This window comes from Burkholderia ambifaria AMMD, assembly GCF_000203915.1.
Taxonomy (GTDB): Bacteria; Pseudomonadota; Gammaproteobacteria; order Burkholderiales; family Burkholderiaceae; genus Burkholderia; species Burkholderia ambifaria.
In genome coordinates, this window is the sequence record NC_008390.1 from 673,179 (window position 1) to 694,109 (window position 20,931).

The 20,931-nt window shown below is 67.3% G+C and carries 18 protein-coding genes; 9 read left to right on the plus strand and 9 right to left on the minus strand.

Features of this window, described 5'->3' with window-relative positions; translation table 11 throughout:
• Positions 1-366: 366 nt before the first annotated feature.
• From BAMB_RS03065 to BAMB_RS03080, 4 genes are read right to left on the minus strand one after another with little or no spacing between them, the layout of a single operon-like run.
• Positions 367-1,095 (minus strand): PqiC family protein, encoded by a 729-nt coding sequence (locus BAMB_RS03065; RefSeq protein WP_011655998.1) that lies wholly within the window; start codon positions 1,093-1,095, stop codon positions 367-369.
• Positions 1,092-2,711 carry a PqiB family protein gene (locus BAMB_RS03070; protein ID WP_011655999.1) on the minus strand — a complete coding sequence of 540 codons (1,620 nt, stop codon included), beginning with the start codon at positions 2,709-2,711 and terminating at the stop codon, positions 1,092-1,094. The genes BAMB_RS03065 and BAMB_RS03070 overlap by 4 nt, the downstream gene beginning before the upstream one ends.
• Entirely contained in the window at positions 2,704-3,333 is a 630-nt protein-coding gene (locus tag BAMB_RS03075; RefSeq protein ID WP_011656000.1) for a paraquat-inducible protein A, read from the minus strand. Before BAMB_RS03075 ends, BAMB_RS03070 begins: the two co-directional genes overlap by 8 nt.
• Positions 3,330-3,992 (minus strand): paraquat-inducible protein A, encoded by a 663-nt coding sequence (locus BAMB_RS03080; protein ID WP_011656001.1) that lies wholly within the window; start codon positions 3,990-3,992, stop codon positions 3,330-3,332. Before BAMB_RS03080 ends, BAMB_RS03075 begins: the two co-directional genes overlap by 4 nt.
• A gap of 258 nt (positions 3,993-4,250) precedes the next feature.
• Here BAMB_RS03080 and BAMB_RS03085 point away from each other — a divergent pair, with 258 nt between their 5' ends.
• From BAMB_RS03085 to BAMB_RS03100, 4 genes are all read left to right on the plus strand, one after another.
• Complete coding sequence (locus BAMB_RS03085; RefSeq protein WP_011656002.1) at positions 4,251-4,811, plus strand: cytochrome b; 561 nt, start codon at positions 4,251-4,253, stop codon at positions 4,809-4,811.
• 8 nt (positions 4,812-4,819) lie between these two features.
• Positions 4,820-5,380, plus strand: coding sequence for a YceI family protein (locus BAMB_RS03090; protein ID WP_011656003.1), 561 nt, complete (start codon positions 4,820-4,822; stop codon positions 5,378-5,380).
• Positions 5,381-5,445: 65 nt separating this feature from the next.
• A complete protein-coding gene (locus BAMB_RS03095) occupies positions 5,446-6,027 on the plus strand; it encodes a YceI family protein (RefSeq protein ID WP_041491319.1) in 582 nt (193 codons plus the stop codon).
• Between the two features lie 156 nt (positions 6,028-6,183).
• Positions 6,184-7,461 carry an MFS transporter gene (locus BAMB_RS03100; protein ID WP_011656005.1) on the plus strand — a complete coding sequence of 426 codons (1,278 nt, stop codon included), beginning with the start codon at positions 6,184-6,186 and terminating at the stop codon, positions 7,459-7,461.
• Positions 7,462-7,559: 98 nt separating this feature from the next.
• On the opposite strand, the gene secF is transcribed toward BAMB_RS03100, so the two are convergent.
• From secF to queA, 5 genes are all read right to left on the minus strand, one after another.
• Complete coding sequence (secF, locus tag BAMB_RS03105; protein ID WP_011656006.1) at positions 7,560-8,510, minus strand: protein translocase subunit SecF; 951 nt, start codon at positions 8,508-8,510, stop codon at positions 7,560-7,562.
• A gap of 18 nt (positions 8,511-8,528) precedes the next feature.
• Entirely contained in the window at positions 8,529-10,550 is a 2,022-nt protein-coding gene (secD, locus tag BAMB_RS03110; protein ID WP_011656007.1) for a protein translocase subunit SecD, read from the minus strand.
• 118 nt (positions 10,551-10,668) lie between these two features.
• Positions 10,669-10,992, minus strand: a complete 324-nt coding sequence (yajC, locus tag BAMB_RS03115) for a preprotein translocase subunit YajC (RefSeq protein ID WP_006476868.1) — start codon at positions 10,990-10,992, stop codon at positions 10,669-10,671.
• A 246-nt stretch (positions 10,993-11,238) separates the two neighbouring features.
• Positions 11,239-12,426 (minus strand): tRNA guanosine(34) transglycosylase Tgt, encoded by a 1,188-nt coding sequence (gene tgt / locus BAMB_RS03120; RefSeq protein ID WP_011656008.1) that lies wholly within the window; start codon positions 12,424-12,426, stop codon positions 11,239-11,241.
• A gap of 159 nt (positions 12,427-12,585) precedes the next feature.
• Positions 12,586-13,653, minus strand: a complete 1,068-nt coding sequence (gene queA, locus BAMB_RS03125; protein WP_011656009.1) for a tRNA preQ1(34) S-adenosylmethionine ribosyltransferase-isomerase QueA — start codon at positions 13,651-13,653, stop codon at positions 12,586-12,588.
• A gap of 167 nt (positions 13,654-13,820) precedes the next feature.
• On the opposite strand from queA, the gene recG reads away from it, so the two are divergent.
• The 5 genes from recG (at position 13,821) to dpsA (ending at position 20,778) form a co-directional block, all read left to right on the plus strand.
• A complete protein-coding gene (gene recG, locus BAMB_RS03130; protein WP_011656010.1) occupies positions 13,821-16,178 on the plus strand; it encodes an ATP-dependent DNA helicase RecG in 2,358 nt (785 codons plus the stop codon).
• 136 nt (positions 16,179-16,314) lie between these two features.
• Positions 16,315-17,274 carry a hydrogen peroxide-inducible genes activator gene (locus BAMB_RS03135; RefSeq protein ID WP_011656011.1) on the plus strand — a complete coding sequence of 320 codons (960 nt, stop codon included), beginning with the start codon at positions 16,315-16,317 and terminating at the stop codon, positions 17,272-17,274.
• A gap of 433 nt (positions 17,275-17,707) precedes the next feature.
• Entirely contained in the window at positions 17,708-19,894 is a 2,187-nt protein-coding gene (katG, locus tag BAMB_RS03140) for a catalase/peroxidase HPI (protein WP_011656012.1), read from the plus strand.
• A 104-nt stretch (positions 19,895-19,998) separates the two neighbouring features.
• On the plus strand, positions 19,999-20,172 hold the full coding sequence (locus BAMB_RS35135) for a hypothetical protein (protein WP_011656013.1): 174 nt from the start codon (positions 19,999-20,001) through the stop codon (positions 20,170-20,172).
• A 117-nt stretch (positions 20,173-20,289) separates the two neighbouring features.
• Positions 20,290-20,778 carry a non-specific DNA-binding protein DpsA gene (gene dpsA / locus BAMB_RS03145; RefSeq protein WP_011656014.1) on the plus strand — a complete coding sequence of 163 codons (489 nt, stop codon included), beginning with the start codon at positions 20,290-20,292 and terminating at the stop codon, positions 20,776-20,778.
• The last annotated feature ends 153 nt before the right edge of the window (positions 20,779-20,931 follow it).

The following is a 20,931-nucleotide window of genomic DNA, read 5'->3' on the forward strand; positions in this document are numbered from 1 at the left end:
GGTGCACGCGGTTCGCGCGCGGGCGCCCGGGAGACGCGGCGACCGGACCGAACAGGTGCGGATCGCCGCCGGCTGGCGCGCACGACAGGCGGCGCGAGCCGGAAAGTGCGTAGGATCGTCAATCGGGCGCGAAAACGCAAGCCGACCGAATGGCATGGCGCCGGTTCCGGCGGATTTTGACAAACAGTGCAAAGCGGCCGTCCGGCCGATGGATGATGCGCGGGGGCGGCTGCCGCGGCGATGGCGGCGGGGGCGCGTGCGCGGCGGCGTGCGCGCGGGTCGCCGCCGACGAGCGCTATCGGGCGGCGCGTGCCGAATCCGGTTGCCGGTGCGAATCCACCGGACGCCGGCCCGCGCGCAGCACGCTTACGCGCCGGACTTACCGCTCGCGCCCGCGTCGCCGCCTGGCGTCGGATTGGCCGGGCAGGGCAGCACGGGCGCGGCGGCCGTTGCCTTGGCCGACGCGGTCCGCGTGGCCGTCGCCGTCGCATCGCGCTGCGCGGCCATCGCGCGCACGCCGGCCGCAGCCTGCGACGCAATCACGTCGAGCGCGCGCCGGTGGCCGGCGACGAGCGCGTCGTAGCCATCGCCGACCGGTTCCGCGACGCTCGTGCGGCACGTCATCACCGCCTGCGTGCCGAGCGCGCGCACGCTCCACACCGCATCGATCGCCGCCCGCTTGCCGGGCCACGAATCGAAGCGCTGCAGGTTCACGCTGATCCGATAGACGGGCACGCCGACCGGGTACGCCGAATTCACGACGTCGATCGTGTCGAGCTGCGCGGCGAGATCGTCGGACAGCGCGCGGCGGATCTCGTCGGCAGGCGGCGCGGCCCAGCGCTCCTGTTCGAGCACGTCGACCTGCGCGCCATTCTTCTGCACGACGAGCTGATTCTTCGCGACCTGTTCGGGCACGCCGACGGACGGCACCTCGATCAGGAACGGCGGGTTGGCCGGCGCGGTGCGCACGGTGGCCGTGGCGCCGGCCGGGCTCAGCGTGTAGAACCGCGCGGGCGGCGAGCTGCACGCGGCGAGCGCGAGCACGGCGACAGCCGCCGCCGCGCCGCTCGCGAAACCGTTCACGCGTGTCGTCATTGTTGATCTCCTGGCTTGCCCTTGAGCAGCGATTCGGGGTGGCGCTCCAGATAGTCGGCGAGCGCGTTCAGGGATTGCAGCGTGCGCGTGAGTTCCTTCAGCGCGCCGCGCACGTCGGACTGCAGCGGCGAATCCTGCTGCAGCGTCGCCTGGGCGGTCGAGAAGGTCTGCTGCGCGGCCGACAGCGTGTCGCGCGCTTGCGGCGCGATTTGCGTGTCGAGCTGCTTGAACAGCTTGTCGGCGTTCGACAGCGCGCTGTTCAGGTTCGCGCCGATCTGGTCGAACGGCACCTTGTCGAGCTTCTTCGCGATGTCGGCGACCTGCAGCTGCAGCTCGTCGAGCGTGTTCGGCACCGTCGGCAGCTCGAGCGGCTGGCGAGTGGTGTCGATTTTCGCGGGCGGCGCTTTCGGGAAGAAGTCGAGCGCGACGTACAGCTGGCTCGTCAGCAGGTTGCCGGTGCGCAGCTGGCCGCGCAGCCCGTGCTTGACGAGGCGCTCGACGATGTCGCGGCGGGCCGGTTCGCCCTGGCTCTCGATCGTTTCGCGGAACCGCCGGCCAAGCCGCTCCGGATACACGTTCATCGTGACCGGCATCAGGAAGTTCTTGGTCTTCGGATCGTAGTCGATGCCGATGTTCGTCACTTCGCCGAGCACGATGCCGCGGAAGTCGACCGGCGCGCCCACGGCGAGCCCGCGCAGCGACTGGTTGAAGTTCATCACGACCTGCAGCGGCTGGCCGTCCGGATCGCGCATCGCGTCGCCCTCGTCGGAGCCGAGGCGGAACGTCGTGTTGTTCGGCGCGGTCGCGCCCGTGCCCTGGTTCGGCGGCGTCTGGAACGCGATGCCGCCGAGGATCACCGTCGCGAGCGACTGCGTGTTCAGCTTGAGGCCGCTCGAATCGAGTCGCAGATCGACGCCGCTCGCCTGCCACCAGCGCGAGTTCACGCCGACGTACTGGTCGTACGGCGCATTGACGAACACGTTGAAGGTGACGCCCGTGCCGTCCTTGTCGAGGGAGAAGCCGACCACCTGCCCGACCTGCACGCGGCGGTAGTAGACGGGCGAGCCGATGTCGACGGAGCCGAGCGAATCGCCGCGCAGCACGTACTGCGTGCCCTTCTGGTCGCCGGTCACGGCCGGCGGGGATTCGAGCCCGGTGAAGTCGGTCTGCGTATCTTGCCCGTGACCGCCGTCGACGCCGATGTACGCGCCCGACAGCAGCGTGCCGAGCCCCGACACGCCGGTCGCGCCGACGCGCGGACGCACGATCCAGAAGCGCGAGCCCTTGACCGCGAAATCCTCGGCTTCCTTCTTCAATTGCACCTGGACGAGCACGCGCGACAGGTCTTTCGACAGCTTGATCGTCTTGACCATGCCGATCTCGACGTCCTTGTACTTGACCTGCGTCTTGCCCGGCTCGAGGCCTTCCGCGCTGTGGAAGCTGATCGAGATTTCCGGGCCGCGTTCGCGCACGGACTTGACGACGAGGCCGATGCCGATCAGCGCGGCGATCAGCGGCACGAGCCAGACGAGCGACGGCAGCCAGCCGCTTTTCGTCGAGATCGACGGGTCGGGCGGCCGGGACGCGTCGTGCTGCGGGCCTTGCGGACTATTCATGGTGTTTCCCTGAGGTTTCGACTGGATCCCAGATCAGACGGGGATCGAACTGCATCGACGCGAGCATCGTCAGGATCACGACCGAGCCGAACGCGAGTGCGCCGGGGCCGGCCGTGATGACGGCGAGCGAACGGAAATGGACGAGCGCGACGGTTAGCGTCACGACGAAGATGTCGAGCATCGACCAGCGGCCGATCCGCTCGACGATCCGGTACAGCAGCGTGCGCTGCAGCGGCCGCCACGTGGTGCGGCGCTGCGAACTGATCACGAGGATCAGCAGCACGCCGAGCTTGAGCATCGGCACGAGAATGCTGGCGACGAACACGACGACGGCGAGCGGCCAGTCGCCCGACGTCCAGAAATAGATGACGCCGCTCATGATCGTGTCTTCCTGCGAGCCGACGATCGACGACGTGCGCATGATCGGCAGCAGGTTCGCCGGGATATAGAGGATCGCGGCCGCGAGCAGCAGCGCCCAGGTGCGCATGATGCTGTCCGGTGTACGGAAATGGAGCCTGCTGCCGCAGCGCGCGCAACGCGCATGCGGATGATCGATCGTCTGCACCAGCCCGCATGCGTGACAGCTGGCGTAGCCCTCGCGGGCCGCGTTCGGCGCCGTCATCGGCGGGGGTCTTGCGGCGGCGCGGCGCCGTCGGGCCGCCCGGGCGCGCGGCCGGCGCGCAGGTCGTCGGCGATGTCCCACAGCGTGCGCGGGTCGAACATCAGCACGACGGCCGTCATCAGCGTGAGCGCGCCGAACGCGAACAGCGCGGCGTCGGGCACGACGCGCGCGAGGCTCACCATCTTCACGATCGTCACGACGATGCCGAGCATGAGTACCTCGATCATCCCCCACGGCCGCACGAGCTGGATCGTGCGCAGCACCAGGTTGAGGCCCGGCGGCACGACGCCGCGGCGGATCGGCAGCAGCACGTAAAGCAGCGCGGCCATCTCGACGAGCGGGAACAGCACGGTCGAGCAGAACACCATGACGCCGACGACTTCCATGCCCTGGTGCCACAGCGACTCGATCGCGCCGAGCAAGGTCGTCTGCACGCGCGTGCCGTTCAGGTCCATCTCGAGGATCGGGAAGGTTTGCGCGATGATGAACGTGACCAGTGCCGCGACCGCGAGCGCGCTGATGCGCTCGATCTGCGTGGTGCTGTTGCGGTAGAGCAGCGCGTCGCAGCGCGGGCAGCGCGCGATTTCGCGACCGCTCAGGCGCGGTTTATGCAACAGTGCGTCGCATTCGTGGCAGGCAATCAGGTCGTATCGTTGCATGGAGGAGGCGGTTGCGTGACGGCGGAAACGTGTGCCGACGGGGCCGGAAGCCGCGCCAATCTTACCAAAACGGCCTTTTCGGCGCGTCAACGTTCCGTTATCGGGTGACCGGTCGGTAACATGGCATCAACATGGCGGCCGGCTGGCGCGCCTGTCCTCAGAGTCCGCGCAGCACAAAAGGTTGCGGTAGCATGGCGGCCGTGGCAAGCGTCGGACGAATTTACCGGCGCGGCCGTTCGCTCAACTGAGGAAACCAAGATGGCATCGAATTCGCTGCCGGCCCGGCCGGCACGTTACACGCAGACCGCGATCGCGCTGCACTGGCTGATCGCGCTGCTGATCGTCTGCGGCTTCGCGCTCGGCTGGGTGATGACGGACATCCCCGGTTTCACGCCGACCAAGCTGAAGTATTTCTCGTGGCACAAGTGGATCGGCGTGACGGCGTTCGCGCTGGCGGTCGTGCGCGTGCTGTGGCGTGCGACCCACGCATCGCCGCCACTGCCGGGCAATACGCCGGCATGGCAGCGGGCGGCGTCGCACGGCGTGCACTTCCTGCTGTACGTGCTGATGCTGGTGATCCCGGTGACCGGCTACTTGTACAGCTCGGCGTCGAACATCCCGGTCGTCTACCTCGGGATCGTGCCGTTGCCGCGCCTGATCGATCCCGATCCGGTGTTGAAGGAAACGTTCAAGACGCTTCACGTGTCTTTGAATTACATTCTGCTTGCGCTCGTTTCGCTGCACGTGCTCGCGGCGCTCAAGCACCAGGTGTTGGACCGCGACGGCCTGCTGTCGCGGATGCTTCCCTTTGCCAAATGAAGGATCCCATGAAAGTGTCTTTCTCCCGCTCCATGCTGACCGCGTTCGCCGCGGCGGCACTTGTCGCGTCGGGCGCGGCGCACGCCGACGTCGATCTCGCGAAGAGCAAGGTGTCCGCGGTGTCGAAGCAGATGAACGTGCCGACCGAAGGCGCATTCAAGAAGTTTTCCGCGCAGGTGAAGTTCGACCCGGCGAAGGCCGCGCAGGGCAGCGCGCAGATGTCGATCGACGTCGCGAGCTTCGACCTCGGCGACAAGATGTACAACGACCAGGTCGCGGGCAAGGACTGGTTCGACGCGAAGACGTATCCGCAGGCGACCTTCGCGTCGTCGGCGATCGCGCCGGCGGGCGGCAACAAGTACAACGTGACCGGCAAGCTGACGATCAAGGGCAAGTCCGAGACCGTCACCGTGCCCGTCACGGTCACGCAGAGCGGCGCGACGCAGACCTTCGACGGCGTGCTGCCGATCAAGCGTTCGGCGTTCAACGTCGGCACCGGCGAGTGGAAGGACACGTCGATCGTCGCCGACGAAGTGCAGATCAAGTTCCATCTCGTCGCCACGAAGTAAGCGGCGCGCTGTTGCATTACCCGAATGCCGCGCGAGGGCGCGGCGCTGTTCACAGGAGAATGAGTTTGAAAAAGCATCTGATCATCGCCGCCGGCGCACTGGCCGCCTCGCTGTCGTTCTCGGCATTCGCCGACACCGCGACGTACCAGTTCGACCCGAGCCACACGTACCCGAGCTTCGAGGCCGACCACTTCGGCGGCCTGTCGGTCTGGCGCGGCAAGTTCGACAAGTCGAGCGGCACCGTGACGCTCGATCGCGCGGCGAAGACCGGTACGGTCGACGTGACGACCGACATCGCGTCGATCCACACGGGCAGCACGAAGCTCGACGAGCACCTGCAGACGGGCGAATTCTTCGACGCCGCCAAGTTCCCGCAGGCGAACTACAAAGGCACGATCAAGTTCGACGGCGACAAGCCCGTGTCGGTGGTCGGCAACCTGACGCTGCATGGCGTCACCAAGCCGGTCACGCTGAAGATCGACTCGTTCAAGTGCATGCCGCACCCGATGCTCAAGCGTGAAGTGTGCGGCGTCGACGCGATCGGCGAATTCAGCCGCGACGATTTCGGCCTCGACTACGGCAAGCAATACGGCTTCAAGATGAAGACGAAGCTGCTGATCACGGCCGAAGCCGTCAAGCAGCAGTAACGCGCCCGGCCGCACCGGCCGCCGCGTTGCGTGTACACCGCCGCGCCCCGTTCCCGGGGTCGCGGCGGTTTTTTTTGCGCGCCTATAATCGTCGGCACAGCTCGCGGCGCGGGAACGGCGCGTCGGACAGAACGTATAACGACAAGGAGATCGCCGATGCACGCCGTCACGCAGTCCAGCTCCATTGCCTCGTCGCCGCGCGTGTGGCGCGCGGTGGTTGCCGCGTCGATCGGCAACGCGCTCGAGTGGTTCGACCTCGTCGTCTACGGCTTCTTCGCGGTGACGATCTCGAAGCTGTTCTTTCCGGCCGGCAACGACACCGTGTCGCTGCTGCTCACGCTCGGCACGTTCGGCGTGTCCTTCTTCATGCGTCCGCTCGGCGCGATCGTGCTCGGCGCGTACGCCGACCGCGCGGGCCGCAAGGGCGCGCTCACGCTGTCGATCCTGCTGATGATGGCCGGCACGCTCGTCATCGCGGTGCTGCCGACCTACGGGACGATCGGCGTCGCGGCGCCGCTGATCCTCGTCGCCGCACGGCTGATGCAGGGTTTCTCGGCGGGCGGCGAATTCGGCAGCGCGACCGCGTTCCTGGCCGAGCACGTGCCGGGCCGGCGCGGCTTCTTCGCGAGCTGGCAGGTCGCGAGCCAGGGGCTCACGACCCTGCTTGCCGCCGGTTTCGGCACCGTGCTGAACGCGCAGCTCACGGCCGAGCAGATGGCCGCGTGGGGCTGGCGCATTCCGTTCTTCTTCGGGCTGCTGCTCGGGCCCGTCGCGTACTACATCCGCTCGAAGGTCGACGAGACGCCCGAATTCCTCGCGGCCGAAAGCACCGCGACCCCGTTGCGCGACACGTTCGCGTCGCACAAGGCGCGGCTCGTCGCCGCGATGGGCGTGGTCGTGCTCGGCACCGTCGCGACCTATCTCGTGCTGTTCATGCCGACCTACGGCGTGAAGCAGCTCGGCCTCGCACCGTCGGCCGCGTTCGCGGCGATCCTCGTCGTCGGCGTGATCCAGATGGCGTTCGCGCCGCTCGTCGGCCACTGGTCGGATCGCTACGGCCGCGTGCGCGTGATGATCGCGCCGGCGCTCGGCATTCTCGTGCTGATCTATCCGGCATTCGCGTACCTAGTCGCGCATCCGGGCTTCGGCACGCTGATCGCGCTGCAGGTGCTGCTCGCGTTCCTGATGACCGGCTATTTCGCGGCGTTGCCGGGCCTGTTGTCGGAAGTGTTTCCGGTGCAGACGCGCACGACCGGGATGTCGCTCGCGTATAACGTCGCGGTGACGATCTTCGGCGGCTTCGGGCCGTTCATCATCGCGTGGCTGATCCGCGCGACCGGGATGAAGACCGCGCCGAGCTTCTACCTGATGTTCGCGGCCGTGCTGAGCCTCGCGGCGCTGTTCGTGCTGCGGCGGCGGTTCGGGTTCCGGTGAAGTCGCGGTGACGCGGGTGGAGGGTCGATCGCCGCTTGCATGAAAAAAGGCCGGTCCAACAGGACCGGCCTTCGTATATCAGCCGAAACGGCGCGGGCTCAAACCTGCGCGCCCGCGTTCGGATCGTCCGGATCGTGTGCGCCCTTCTTTTCCTTGATCAGGTCTTCGCGCTTGATGCCGAGCCACATCGCGAGCGAGCCCGCGACGAACACCGACGAGTAGATGCCGAACATGATGCCGACCGTCAGCGCGAGCGCGAAGTAGTGCAGCGTCGGGCCGCCGAAGAAGAACATCGACAGCACCATCATTTCCGTCGACGTGTGCGTGATGATCGTGCGCGACATCGTCGTCGTGATCGCGTGGTTGATCACTTCCGACACGCTCATCCTGCGTTCGCGGCGGAACGTTTCGCGGATCCGGTCGAAGATGACGACCGACTCGTTGACCGAATAGCCGAGCACCGCGAGGATCGCCGCGAGCACCGCCAGCGAGAACTCCCACTGGAAGAACGCGAAGAAGCCGAGAATGATCACGACGTCGTGCAGGTTCGCGATGATGCCGGCGACCGCGTACTTCCATTCGAAGCGGATCGACAGGTAGATCACGATGCCGATCACGACGCACGCGAGCGCGAGGAGACCGTCGGTCGCGAGCTCGCGGCCGACCTGCGGGCCGACGAACTCGACGCGCTGCAGCGACACGTCGGGGCTCTGCGCCTTCAGTGCGGTCATCACCTGATCGCTCTGCTGCGCGGACGTGAGGCCTTCCTTCAGCTGCAGGCGGATCAGCACGTTGCGCGACGTGCCGAAGTTCTGCACCTGCGCATCGGCGTAGCCGAGCTTGCCGAGCGTGGCACGCACGGGCTCGAGCTGCGCGGCCTGCTGGTACTGGACCTCGATCACCGTACCGCCGGTGAATTCGACGGACAGGTGCAGCCCGCGGTGGAACAGGAAGAACACGGCGGCGAGGAACGTGACCAGCGAGATCACGTTGAACACCAGCGCGTGCCGCATGAACGGAATGTCTTTACGGATGCGGAAAAATTCCATGGCTTCGTCTCCGGGGCCTTATTGGGTCGAGCCCGGTTTCTTCGGCGACACGCCTTGCTGCGCGCGGTTGCGCAGCTGCGGCTTGCCGGCGCGCGATGCGTTGCCCTTCGCGGGGGCGGCGAGCTTCGCGGCGCGCGCGGTGTCGGTCGATTCGTCGGCCGCGGTGAACGATGCGCCGGCCGTGGCGCCTTCCGGCCTCCACACCTGGCCGATCGCGAGCGACTTCAGTTTCTTGCGGCCGCCGTACCAGAGGTTGACGAGCCCGCGCGAGAAGAACACCGCGGAGAACATCGACGTCAGGATGCCGAGGCAGTGCACGATCGCGAACGCGCGAACCGGGCCCGAGCCGAACGCGAGCAGCGCGAGGCCGGCGATCAGCGTCGTGACGTTCGAGTCGAGAATCGTCGCCCACGCATGCGCGTAGCCGGACTGGATCGCGAGCTGCGGCGGCTGGCCGGCGCGCAGTTCTTCACGCACGCGCTCGTTGATCAGCACGTTCGAGTCGATCGCCATACCGAGCGCGAGCGCGATTGCCGCGATACCCGGCAGCGTCAGCGTCGCCTGCATCAGCGACAGCACCGCGACGAGCAGCAGCAGGTTCACCGACAGGCCGATCACCGAAATCACGCCGAACAGCATGTAGTACGCGATCATGAACACGGCGATCGCGCAGAAGCCCCAGATCACCGAGTGGACGCCCATCTTGATGTTGTCCGCGCCGAGGCTCGGGCCGATCGTGCGTTCCTCGATGATGTCCATCGGGGCGGCGAGCGAACCGGCGCGCAGCAGCAGCGCGAGGTCGGCCGCTGCCTGCGGCGTCGGCTGGCCCGTGATCTGGAAGCGGTCGCCGAGTTCGGACTGGATCGTCGCGACCGTCAGCACTTCGCCCTTGCCCTTCTCGAACAGCACCATCGCCATCGGCTTGCCGATGTTCTCGCGCGACACCGCGCGCACCGAGCGGCCGCCCGCCGAGTCGAGGCGGATGTTGACCGACGGACGCTGGTGTTCGTCGAAGCCGGCCGACGCATCGATGATGCGGTCGCCGGTGAAGATCACTTCCTTCTTCAGCAGCACAGGCGCCTGGTTGCCCTGCGTGAACAGCTCCTCGCCCGGCGGCACGGGGTCGTTCGGGTTCGGGTGCGTGTTGATCGGATCGGCGAGGCGCGCCTCGAGCGTCGCGGTGCGGCCGATGATGTCCTTCGCCTTCGCGGTGTCCTGCACGCCCGGCAACTCGACGACGATACGGTCGCTGCCCTGCTGCTGCAGGATCGGCTCGGACACGCCGAGTTCGTTCACGCGGTTGTGGAGCGTCGTCAGGTTCTGCTTGAGCGCGGCGTCCTCGACGGACTTCTGCACGGCCGGCGTGAACGTGCCGACGACCTGCGTGCCGCCGCCGCCGGGCTGGGTCGCCCATTGCAGTTCGGTGACGGAGGCAGCGAGCACCTTGCGGGCGTCTTCGGCCGTTTGCGCATCGCTGAAGTTGACGACGACGGACTGGTCGACGCGGCTCACGCCGCCGTCGCGGATGTTCCGGTCGCGCAGCAGCGCGCGTGCGTCGGATGCGTCGGAGTCGAGCTTCTTCGTCAGCGCGCCCGTCATGTCGACCTGGAGCAGGAAGTGGACACCGCCGCGCAGGTCGAGGCCGAGATACATCGGCAGCGCGTGCAACGCGGTCAGCCAGCGCGGCGACGCGCTCTGCAGGTTCAGTGCGACGACGTACTGCGGATCGTTCGGATCGGCGTTCAGCGATTTCTGCAGCAGGTCCTTGACGCGCAGCTGCGTATCGGTGTCCTTCAGGCGCACGCGGATGTTCGCGTTGGACGCCGTGTTCTCGAAGGTGATGTCGTCCGGCTTGATCTGCGCGGACGCGAGCGCGGATTCGACCTGGGTCAGCGTGGTCGAGTCGAGCTTGACCGTGGCCTTGCCGCTCGACACCTGCACCGCCGGCGCTTCGCCGAAGAAGTTGGGCAATGTGTACAGAAAGCCGATGGCGAGCGCCACGACCATCACGACATATTTCCAGAGTGGATAACGATTCATGAGGGGGCCGAACGGGTGGTTGGCGTGAAAGCGTCGCGTCCGGCGCCGCGGCGGCCCGCTCTCTCAGGCGGGCACGGCGCGGGGAGCCGGACGCTCGGTAAAAGCCTTACAGCGAGCCTTACAGCGACTTGATCGTGCCCTTCGGCAGAATGGTCGTGACGGCGGCCTTCTGCACGGTGATTTCGGTGCCTTCGGCGATTTCGACGCCGATGTAGCCTTCGGTGACCTTCGTCACCTTGCCGACGAGGCCGCCGCTCGTGACGACTTCGTCGCCCTTCGCCATGGCCGCGAGCATGTTGCGGTGTTCCTTCTGACGCTTCATCTGCGGACGGATCATGATGAAGTACAGCACCGCGAACATCAGGATGAGCGGCAGGAAGCTCATCAGGCTCGATTCGGCGCCACCGGCGCCTTGCGCGAAGGCATTGGAAATGAACGGCACGTTGGTCTCTCCGTAGGGGAAGATCGAAAAATAAGCCGGTTATTCTACCACCGGCCCCATGCGCAAACGGCGCGGCAAATGCGCTTTCGGATCAAGCTGTTAAAGCATGAACCCGCACCGTTGCGACTTGTTTGGAAAGGCAATTGTAATGTTTCGCGGTCGCGACCGGCACCTGGAACGCGTTATTTAGTACGCGTCCGATGTGACGGGCCGCGGTGCGGGCGGCGGCGCGGGCAGCCGGCCGCGTCAGTCGACCCCTCTCGCACGATCCTCCGCGAAGCGCTGCCGGAACGCGTCGAACGTATGGGTTTCGATCGCGTCGCGGATCTCGCCCATCAGCTGCAGGTAGTAGTGCAGGTTGTGGATCGTGTTGAGCTGCGCGCCGAGGATTTCGCCGACACGGTGCAGGTGATGCAGGTAGCCGCGCGAGAAGTTCTGGCACGTGTAGCAGCCGCAGCTCGCATCGAGCGGCTTCAGCGAGTTCTTGTGCGTCGCGTTGCGGATCTTCACGTCGCCAAAGCGCGTGAACAGCCAGCCGTTGCGCGCGTTGCGGGTCGGCATCACGCAGTCGAACATGTCGATGCCGTTTGCGACGCCCTCGACCAGGTCTTCCGGCGTGCCGACGCCCATCAGGTAGTGCGGCTTGTTGGCCGGCAGCTTCGGGCCGACGTGCCGCAGCACGCGCATCATGTCTTCCTTCGGCTCGCCGACCGATAGCCCGCCGATCGCGAGGCCGTGGAAGCCGAGCTCGGACAGCCCCGCGAGCGATTCGTCGCGCAGATCCTCGAACATCCCGCCCTGGACGATCCCGAAGAGGGCGTTCGGGTTGCCGAGCCGGTCGAACTCGTCGAGCGAGCGCTTCGCCCAGCGCAGCGACATGCGCATCGAGTCGGCCGCTTCCTTGTGCGTCGTCGGCACGCCGTTGGTCGCGTACGGCGTGCATTCGTCGAACTGCATCACGATGTCGGAGTTCAGCACCTTCTGGATCTGCATCGACACTTCCGGCGACAGGAACAGCTTGTCGCCGTTGATCGGCGACGCGAACGTGACGCCGTCCTCGGTGATCTTGCGCAGGTCGCCGAGCGAGAACACCTGGAAGCCGCCCGAGTCGGTCAGGATCGGCTTGTTCCAGCCCATGAAGCCGTGCAGGCCGCCATGCGCATCGATCGTGTCGAGGCCCGGGCGCAGCCACAGGTGGAACGTGTTGCCGAGGATGATCTGGGCCTTGATCTCGTGCAGCTCGCGCGGCTGGATCGCCTTCACGGTGCCGTACGTGCCGACCGGCATGAAGATCGGCGTCTCGACCACGCCGTGGTTGAGCTTCACGCGGCCGCGGCGTGCATGGCCGTCGGTCGTCAGCAGTTCGAATTCGAGCCCGTTGGCCGGGCGCTCTTGCACGGGCGCGTGCGTATCGTGGGATGAACCTTCGGTCATCGCGTCATTCTCCTTGCCACCGGAAAACAGTCCGGCGCATGTTGGACAGGCCACCGGATGCCCGGCGGCGGGAAAAGCGGGTGCGCGCCAGCGTGGCGCGCACAGCGGGAAATCTGAGGGCGACGGTCAAGCGGTGCGGGACCGTCGCGCCCGTCGCGCTTACGCTTGCGGTGCCTCCGGCGTGTCGCGCCGCGTGAGCAGCATCGCGTCGCCGTAGCTGAAGAAGCGGTAGCGTTCGTCGATCGCGTGCCGGTAGGCCGCGCGGATCGTCTCGACGCCCGCGAACGCGGACACCAGCATCAGCAGCGTCGACTTCGGCAGGTGGAAGTTCGTGACGAGCCGGTCGACGACCCGGAAGCGGTAGCCGGGCGTGATGAAGATGTCGGTCTCGGCCTGCGTCGCCGCGAGCGGGCGGCCCGCTTCGTCGGCGCTGCGCGCCGCCGCTTCGAGCGCGCGCATCGACGTCGTGCCGACCGCGATCACGTTGCCGCCGCGCGCGCGGGTCGCGGCGATCTTGTCGACGAGCGACTGCGGCAGGTCGTACCACTCGCTGTGCATCCGGTGCTCGGCGATGTTCTCGACGCGCACTGGCTGGAACGTGCCGGCGCCCACGTGCAGCGTCAGCGTCGCGCGCTCGACGCCCATCGCGTCGAGCTGCTCGAGCAGCGGCAGGTCGAAATGGAGCCCGGCCGTCGGCGCCGCGACCGCGCCCGGGTTGCTCGCGTAGACGGTCTGGTAGCGCGTCTCGTCGTTCGCGTCGGCATCGTGCTCGATGTACGGCGGCAGCGGCAGGCGACCGTGCTGCTCGATCAGCGTGAGACACGGCTGCGGGAAGTGCAGCGTGAAGAACGGTTCGACGCGCTCGCCGACCGTCACGTCGAACGCGTCGGCGAGGCGCAGCGTCGTGCCGGTGCCCGGCGACTTGCTCGCGCGGATCTGCGCGAGCGCCGTATGCGTGCCGGTCACGCGCTCGATCAGCACCTCGATCTTGCCGCCGCTGGCCTTCTGGCCGAAGAAACGCGCCTTCAGCACCCTGGTATCGTTGAACACGAGCAGGTCGCCGGGCGCGATGCACGACGGCAGCTCGACGAAGTTGCGGTCGACGAGGCGCGCGGGCTCGACGGTATGGTCGACCTCGAGCAGGCGGCTCGCGGTGCGCTCGGGCAGCGCGGTTTGCGCAATCAGCTCGGGCGGCAGATTGAAATCGAAATCGGAAAGCGTGAACATGCGGGCTGGTTCGAAACGGCCGGCGGGCGCCGCCGACAAGGCGGAAACGCATAATTGGGGCGCGCGAGCCGCTATGATGGCGGGATGCGCGGCCTGGCCGGCGTCGTTCGTTCGGACGACGTGAAAGCCGCTATTGTACTTGCCTTGCGAAGCACCCAGACGATCCGATGCCTGTGTCACCACGCCGTTCCTCCGCCGCCGTTGCCGATTCCGCCGATCCGTTCGACGCGGACGATGCCGCGTTACCCGCGCGAAGCGCGGGGGAGCGCGACTCCGACGCGCGCGCGGCGCCGAAGCGTGCGGGGCCGAAGCGCGGCGCCGACGGGCGGCTCGCGCAGCCGGCCGCCGCCGCGCCCGACGTCGAACCGGGCGCCGGCAGCGACGAGGCGGGCGTTGCGGCGGCATCGGGCGCGTCCGATGCATCCGGCGCGAAGCGCAAGAAGAAGCCGGCCGCCGACAAACCCGTGAAGACCGCCGACAAGCTCGCGAAGCTCGGCCTCACGCGCTCGATCGATCTCGTGCTGCATCTGCCGATGCGCTACGAGGACGAAACCACGCTCACGCCGATCGGCGAACTGCTGCCGGGCGGCATCGCGCAGACCGAAGGCGTCGTGTTCGACAACGAAGTCGCGTACCGGCCGCGCCGCCAGCTCGTCGTGAAGATCCAGGACGACGACGGCGAGCAGCTCGTGCTGCGCTTCCTGAATTTCTACGGCTCGCAGGTCAAGCAGATGGCCGTCGGCCAGCGGCTGCGCGTGCGCGGCGATGTGCGCGGCGGCTTCTTCGGGATGGAGATGGTGCATCCGGCCGTGCGCGTGGTCGAAGTCGATGCGCCGCTGCCGCAGGTGCTCACGCCCGTCTATCCGAGCACGGCCGGCGTGTCGCAGGCGTATCTGCGCAAGGCGATCGAGAACGCGGTCGAGCGCACGCCGTTGCCCGAGCTGCTGCCGCCCGAGATCGAGCGCGACTACCTGAAGCCGCTCGGCGTGCCGACGCTCGCGCAGGCCGTGCGGATCCTGCATCACCCGGGCGTCGATTCCGACGAAGCCGCGCTGATGGACGGCTCGCATCCGGCGTGGACGCGCATCAAGTTCGAGGAGCTGCTCGCGCAGCAGCTGTCGCTCAAGCGCGCGCACGAGGAGCGCCGCACGCGCACGGCGCCCGCGATGCCGCGTCGCGCCGCGACCGATGCCGACGCGCTGACCACGCGCCTCTACGCGGCGCTGCCGTTCACGCTGACGGGCGCGCAGGCGCGCGTCGTCGACGAGATCGCGCACGACCTCACGCTTCCGCATCCGATGCAGCGGCTGTTGCAGGGCGACGTCGGCAGCGGCAAGACGGTCGTCGCCGCGCTGGCCGCGACGCAGGCGATCGATGCCGGCTACCAGGCCGCGCTGATGGCGCCGACCGAAATCCTCGCTGAGCAGCACGCCCGCAAGCTGCGCGCGTGGCTCGAGCCGCTCGGCGTGTCGGTCGCGTGGCTCGCGGGCAGCCTGAAGGCGAAGGAGAAGCGCGCGGCGATCGAGGCCGCGGCGCTCGGCACCGCGCAGCTCGTGATCGGCACGCACGCGATCATCCAGGACACGGTCGAATTCGCGCGGCTCGGCCTCGTGATCGTCGACGAGCAGCACCGCTTCGGCGTCGAGCAGCGTCTCGCGCTGCGGGCGAAGGCCGCGAATGCGGCCAACGGCGCGCGCGATTTCCAGCCGCACCAGCTGATGATGTCGGCCACGCCGATTCCGCGCACGCTCGCGATGACGTATTACGCGGATCTCGAGGTGTCGACGATCGACGAGCTGCCTCCGGGCCGCACGCCGGTGCTGACGCGCCTCGTCGGCGACGCGCGGCGCGAGGAGGTGATCGCGCGCGTGCGCGAGGCCGCGCTGACTGGCCGCCAGGTGTACTGGGTGTGTCCGCTGATCGAGGAGAGCGAGACGCTGCAGTTGCAGACGGCCGTCGAAACCTACGAGACGCTGGCCGCGGCCCTGCCCGAGTTGAAGGTCGGGCTCGTGCACGGCAGGCTGTCGCCGGCCGACAAGGCGGCCGTGATGGAAGCCTTCACGCGCAACGAGGTGCAGCTGCTCGTCGCGACGACCGTGATCGAGGTCGGCGTCGACGTGCCGAACGCGTCGCTTATGGTGATCGAGCACGCGGAGCGCTTCGGCCTCGCGCAACTGCACCAGCTGCGCGGCCGGGTCGGGCGCGGCACCGCGGCATCGGTGTGCGTGCTGCTGTACACGGGCCCGCTGTCGCTCACCGGCCGCGAGCGGCTGAAGACGATGCGCGAGACGACCGACGGCTTCGAGATCGCGCGGCGCGACCTCGAGATCCGCGGCCCCGGCGAATTCCTCGGCGCGCGCCAGTCGGGCGCGGCGATGCTGCGCTTCGCGAACCTCGAGACCGACGGCTGGCTGATCGACCCGGCCCGCGACGCGGCGGCGCGGCTGATCGCCGCGTATCCCGACGTCGTCACGCAGCATCTCGCCCGCTGGCTCGGCGCGCGGGAGCAGTATCTGAAGGCGTGATCGACGTATTGAGGGCTAGACCGGAAATCGAAATTCGCCGCGCTTCGGCGCATTGCAATACTGAGAAACTTGGCGAATCGGTCCCAGTGGGTGTATAAATTAAACCTATCGCCTGTATATATCTGATTGACCCACAATGACCCTGACTGAACTGAAATACATCGTCGCGGTCGCGCGCGAGCGGCATTTCGGTCGCGCGGCCGAAGCCTGCTTCGTGAGCCAGCCGACCCTCTCGGTGGCGATCAAGAAGCTGGAAGACGAGCTGAACGTGCAGATTTTCGAGCGCGGCGCGAGCGAAGTGAGCGTGACCCCGATCGGCGACCAGATCGTCACGCAGGCGCAGCGCGTGCTCGAGCAGACCTTCGCGATCAAGGAGATCGCGAAGCAGGGCAAGGACCCGCTGGTCGGCCCGTTCCGTCTCGGCGTGATCTACACGATCGGGCCGTACCTGCTGCCGACGCTCGTCAAGCAGATGATCCAGCGTGTGCCGCAGATGCCTTTGATGCTGCAGGAGAACTACACGCTGAAGCTGCTCGAACTGCTGAAGCAGGGCGAGATCGACGCCGCGATCATGGCGCTGCCGTTTCCCGAAACCGGCCTGATGGTGCGGCCGCTGTACGACGAGCCGTTCGTCGTCGCGCTGCCGGCCGGCCATCCGTGGGAGAAGCGCGCTGAGATCGACGCCGAGGATCTCAAGCAGGAAACCATGCTGCTGCTCGGCAACGGGCACTGCTTCCGCGATCACGTGCTCGGCGTGTGCCCGGAACTGATGCGCTTCTCGCAAACAGCCGACGGCATCCAGAAGACCTTCGAGGGCTCGTCGCTCGAAACGATTCGCCATATGGTCGCGAGCGGGGTCGGCATCACGGTGCTGCCGCGGATGTCGGTCGCCGAGATCGGCCCGCGCGCGAACGGCCCCGACGCCGAACTGCTGTCGTACGTGCCGTTCAACGAACCGGTGCCCGATCGGCGCGTCGTGCTGGTGTGGCGCAAGAGCTTCACGCGGATGCCGGCGATCGACGCGATCAGCGACGCGATCGCCGCGTGCGACCTGCCGGGCGTCGCAAAGCTCGACATGCCGGCGACGATGAACTGAGCGCGCTGCGGCACGCATGACGGCATGATGAACGGGGCTTGCGACCCCGTTTATTTTTGCCTATCGCATAGATTATTTTAATTAAATTACAAAAGTCGATAGATATCGATACACTCTTCTACATGGATCGGCGTCGGCTCGCCAGCCCGATTCGCACCGTCAATGCAAGCGTCAAAGGAGGATGTCATGATGCGGTCGGTATTGCAGCACGCGCAACGGAACATCCCGTCGCGCGATGAAGTCCTGAATCGTGCGCGGGTGGCGGCCCGCAGCCTGCGCCCGATTGCGTTCGCATACCTGGCGGATCGTGTCTACGGCGGATGAGTGCCGCCGCACGCCGCTCCGGTGCCCCAGATTCCCGTTTCATCCCCCGCAATGCTCCACGAACCGCGCCCGGCAAGTGGGGGCTTACGAGCAAATAAAGGAGAAAAGCATGTCGACCGAAGCGAAATGTCCGTTCAACCACACGGCGGCCGGCGGCACGTCGAACAAGGACTGGTGGCCGAACCAGCTGAACCTGAACATCCTGCACCGGCACTCGGCGCTGTCCGATCCGATGGACAAGGATTTCGACTACGCACAAGCATTCAAGAAGCTGGACCTCGCGGCGGTGAAGCGCGACCTGCAGGCGCTGATGACGACGTCGCAGGACTGGTGGCCGGCAGACTTCGGCCACTACGGCGGCCTGTTCGTCCGGATGGCCTGGCACAGCGCCGGCACGTACCGGATCGCCGACGGCCGCGGCGGCGCGGGCGGCGGGCAGCAGCGCTTCGCGCCGCTGAACAGCTGGCCGGACAACGCGAACCTCGACAAGGCGCGCCGGCTGCTGTGGCCGATCAAGCAGAAGTACGGCCGCAACATCTCGTGGGCCGACCTGCTGATCCTGACCGGCAACGTCGCGCTCGAATCGATGGGCTTCAAGACCTTCGGCTACGCGGGCGGCCGTGCCGACACGTGGGAACCGGACGACGTCTACTGGGGTTCGGAAAAGATCTGGCTGGAACTCAGCGGCGGCCCGAACAGCCGCTACTCGGGCGACCGTGATCTCGAGAACCCGCTCGCGGCCGTGCAGATGGGCCTCATCTACGTGAACCCGGAAGGCCCGGACGGCAACCCCGACCCGGTCGCGGCGGCACGCGACATCCGCGACACGTTCGCGCGGATGGCGATGAACGACGAAGAGACGGTCGCGCTGATCGCCGGCGGCCACACGTTCGGCAAGACGCACGGCGCGGGCCCCGCGACGGACGTCGGTCCGGAGCCGGAAGCGGCGGGCATCGAGCTGCAGGGTCTCGGCTGGAAGAGCGCGTACGCATCGGGCAAGGGCCACGATGCGATCACCAGCGGCCTCGAAGTCACGTGGACGTCGACGCCGACGAAGTGGAGCCACGACTTCTTCAAGCACCTGTTCAGCTACGAATGGGAACTGACGAAGAGCCCGGCCGGCGCGCACCAGTGGGTCGCGAAGGGCGCGGACGAAGTGATTCCGGATGCGTTCGACGCGTCGAAGAAGCATCGCCCGACGATGCTGACGACCGACCTGTCGCTGCGTTTCGATCCGGCCTACGAGAAGATCTCGCGCCGCTTCTACGAGAACCCGGCCGAGTTTGCCGACGCGTTCGCGCGCGCCTGGTTCAAGCTCACGCACCGCGACATGGGTCCGCGTGCGCGCTATCTCGGCCCGGAAGTGCCGGCCGAGGAACTGCTGTGGCAGGACCCGATCCCGGCCGTCGATCACCCGCTGATCGATGATGCGGACGTCGCGGCGCTGAAGGCGAAGGTGCTCGCGTCGGGCCTGTCGGTCGCGCAGCTCGTGTCGACCGCGTGGGCGTCGGCCTCGACGTTCCGGGGTTCCGACAAGCGCGGCGGAGCGAACGGCGCGCGCATCCGCCTGGCGCCGCAGAAGGACTGGGAAGTGAACCAGCCGGCCGCGCTCGCCGCAGTGCTCGAGACGCTCGAAGGCGTGCGCAAGGCGTTCAACGATGCGCAGACGGGCGGCAAGAAGGTGTCGCTCGCCGATCTGATCGTGCTGGCCGGTGCGGCCGGCGTCGAACAGGCCGCGAAGAGCGCCGGTGTCGCGGTGACGGTGCCGTTCGCACCGGGCCGGATGGACGCTTCGCAGGAGCAGACGGACGTCGACGCGATGGCCGTGCTCGAGCCGGTGGCGGACGGTTTCCGCAACTACCTGAAGAGCGCGTACAAGACGCCGGCCGAGGCGCTGCTGGTCGACAAGGCCCAGCTGCTGACGCTGAACGGGCCGGAGCTGACGGTGCTCGTCGGTGGCCTGCGCGTGCTCGGCGCGAACGTCGGCGATGCGAAGCACGGCGTGTTCACCGATCGTCCGGGCACGCTGTCGAACGACTTCTTCGTGAACCTGCTCGACATGGGCACGGAGTGGAAGCCGGTGTCGGCCGCGAACGACGTGTTCGAAGGGCGCGATCGTGCGACGGGCCAGGTCAAGTGGACCGGCACGCGCGTCGACCTGATCTTCGGTTCGCACTCGCAGTTGCGCGCGCTGGCCGAGGTGTACGGCAGCGCGGACGCGAACGAGAAGTTCGTGCGCGATTTCGTCGCGGCCTGGAACAAGGTGATGAACCTCGACCGTTTCGACCTCGCGTGAACGTCGTGACGCGCTAGCGCAGTCACGTTGCAACGTGCAGCGGCCGGTCGCACGACCGGCCGTTTTTTCTTCCGATTCAAGGTCTTGTCGAAGGAGTGACGACCATGACGCAAATCGTGCTGAACATGCGCGCCGCGCTCGCGGCGCCCGAGCTGCGCACGCCGGCCGGGCTGGCGCGGCACATCGTCGGATTCGCGATCGTCGTCGGCGGTGCGGCCGAGCTGGTCGCGCAGGCGCTGCACGCGCTCGCGCCGATCGTCTCGAGTGCCGGCGGCTGAGCGCAGCGATTCGCTCGCCGCGCTAGACTGGCACGTGGCGACGGACGCCGCGCGGCGGCATGCCGGTTGCTCGCCGCATTTTCGCCGGTTCAACATTTCGAATGAGGAGTCCCGAAGATGGCCAAGAAAGGTAACGCCACGCAAATCAACATCGGCATCAGCGACAAGGACCGCAAGAAAATCGCGGACGGCCTGTCGCGGCTGCTGGCCGATACGTTTTCGCTGTACCTGAAGACCCACAACTTCCACTGGAACGTCACGGGCCCGATGTTCAACACGCTGCACCTGATGTTCGAAGAGCAGTACAACGAACTGTGGCTCGCGGTCGACCAGGTCGCCGAGCGCATTCGCACGCTCGGCGTCGTCGCGCCGGGCACGTTCGGCGATTTCGCGAAGCTGTCGTCGGTGCCGGAGGCGAACGGCGTGCCGGCGGCCGAAGAGATGATCCGCCAGCTCGTCGAAGGGCACGAGACCGTCGTGCGCACCGCGCGCGAAATCTTCCCGATCGCCGATGCGGCGAGCGACGAACCGACCGCCGACCTGCTGACGCAGCGTCTGCAGACGCATGAAAAGACCGCGTGGATGCTGCGGTCGCTGCTCGCGTAAGACCGGTGCGGCCGGTCGCGCGCCGCGCGGCCGGCGGGAGCGGGTGACCCGCGCCGAAGCGGCGCCGGGTTGCTATCCGCATCGGAGGGAATTCCGGCGACAGCGCGGTACGCGCTTGCCACGCATCTGTCCCTTGATTGACGTGCGGCCTGC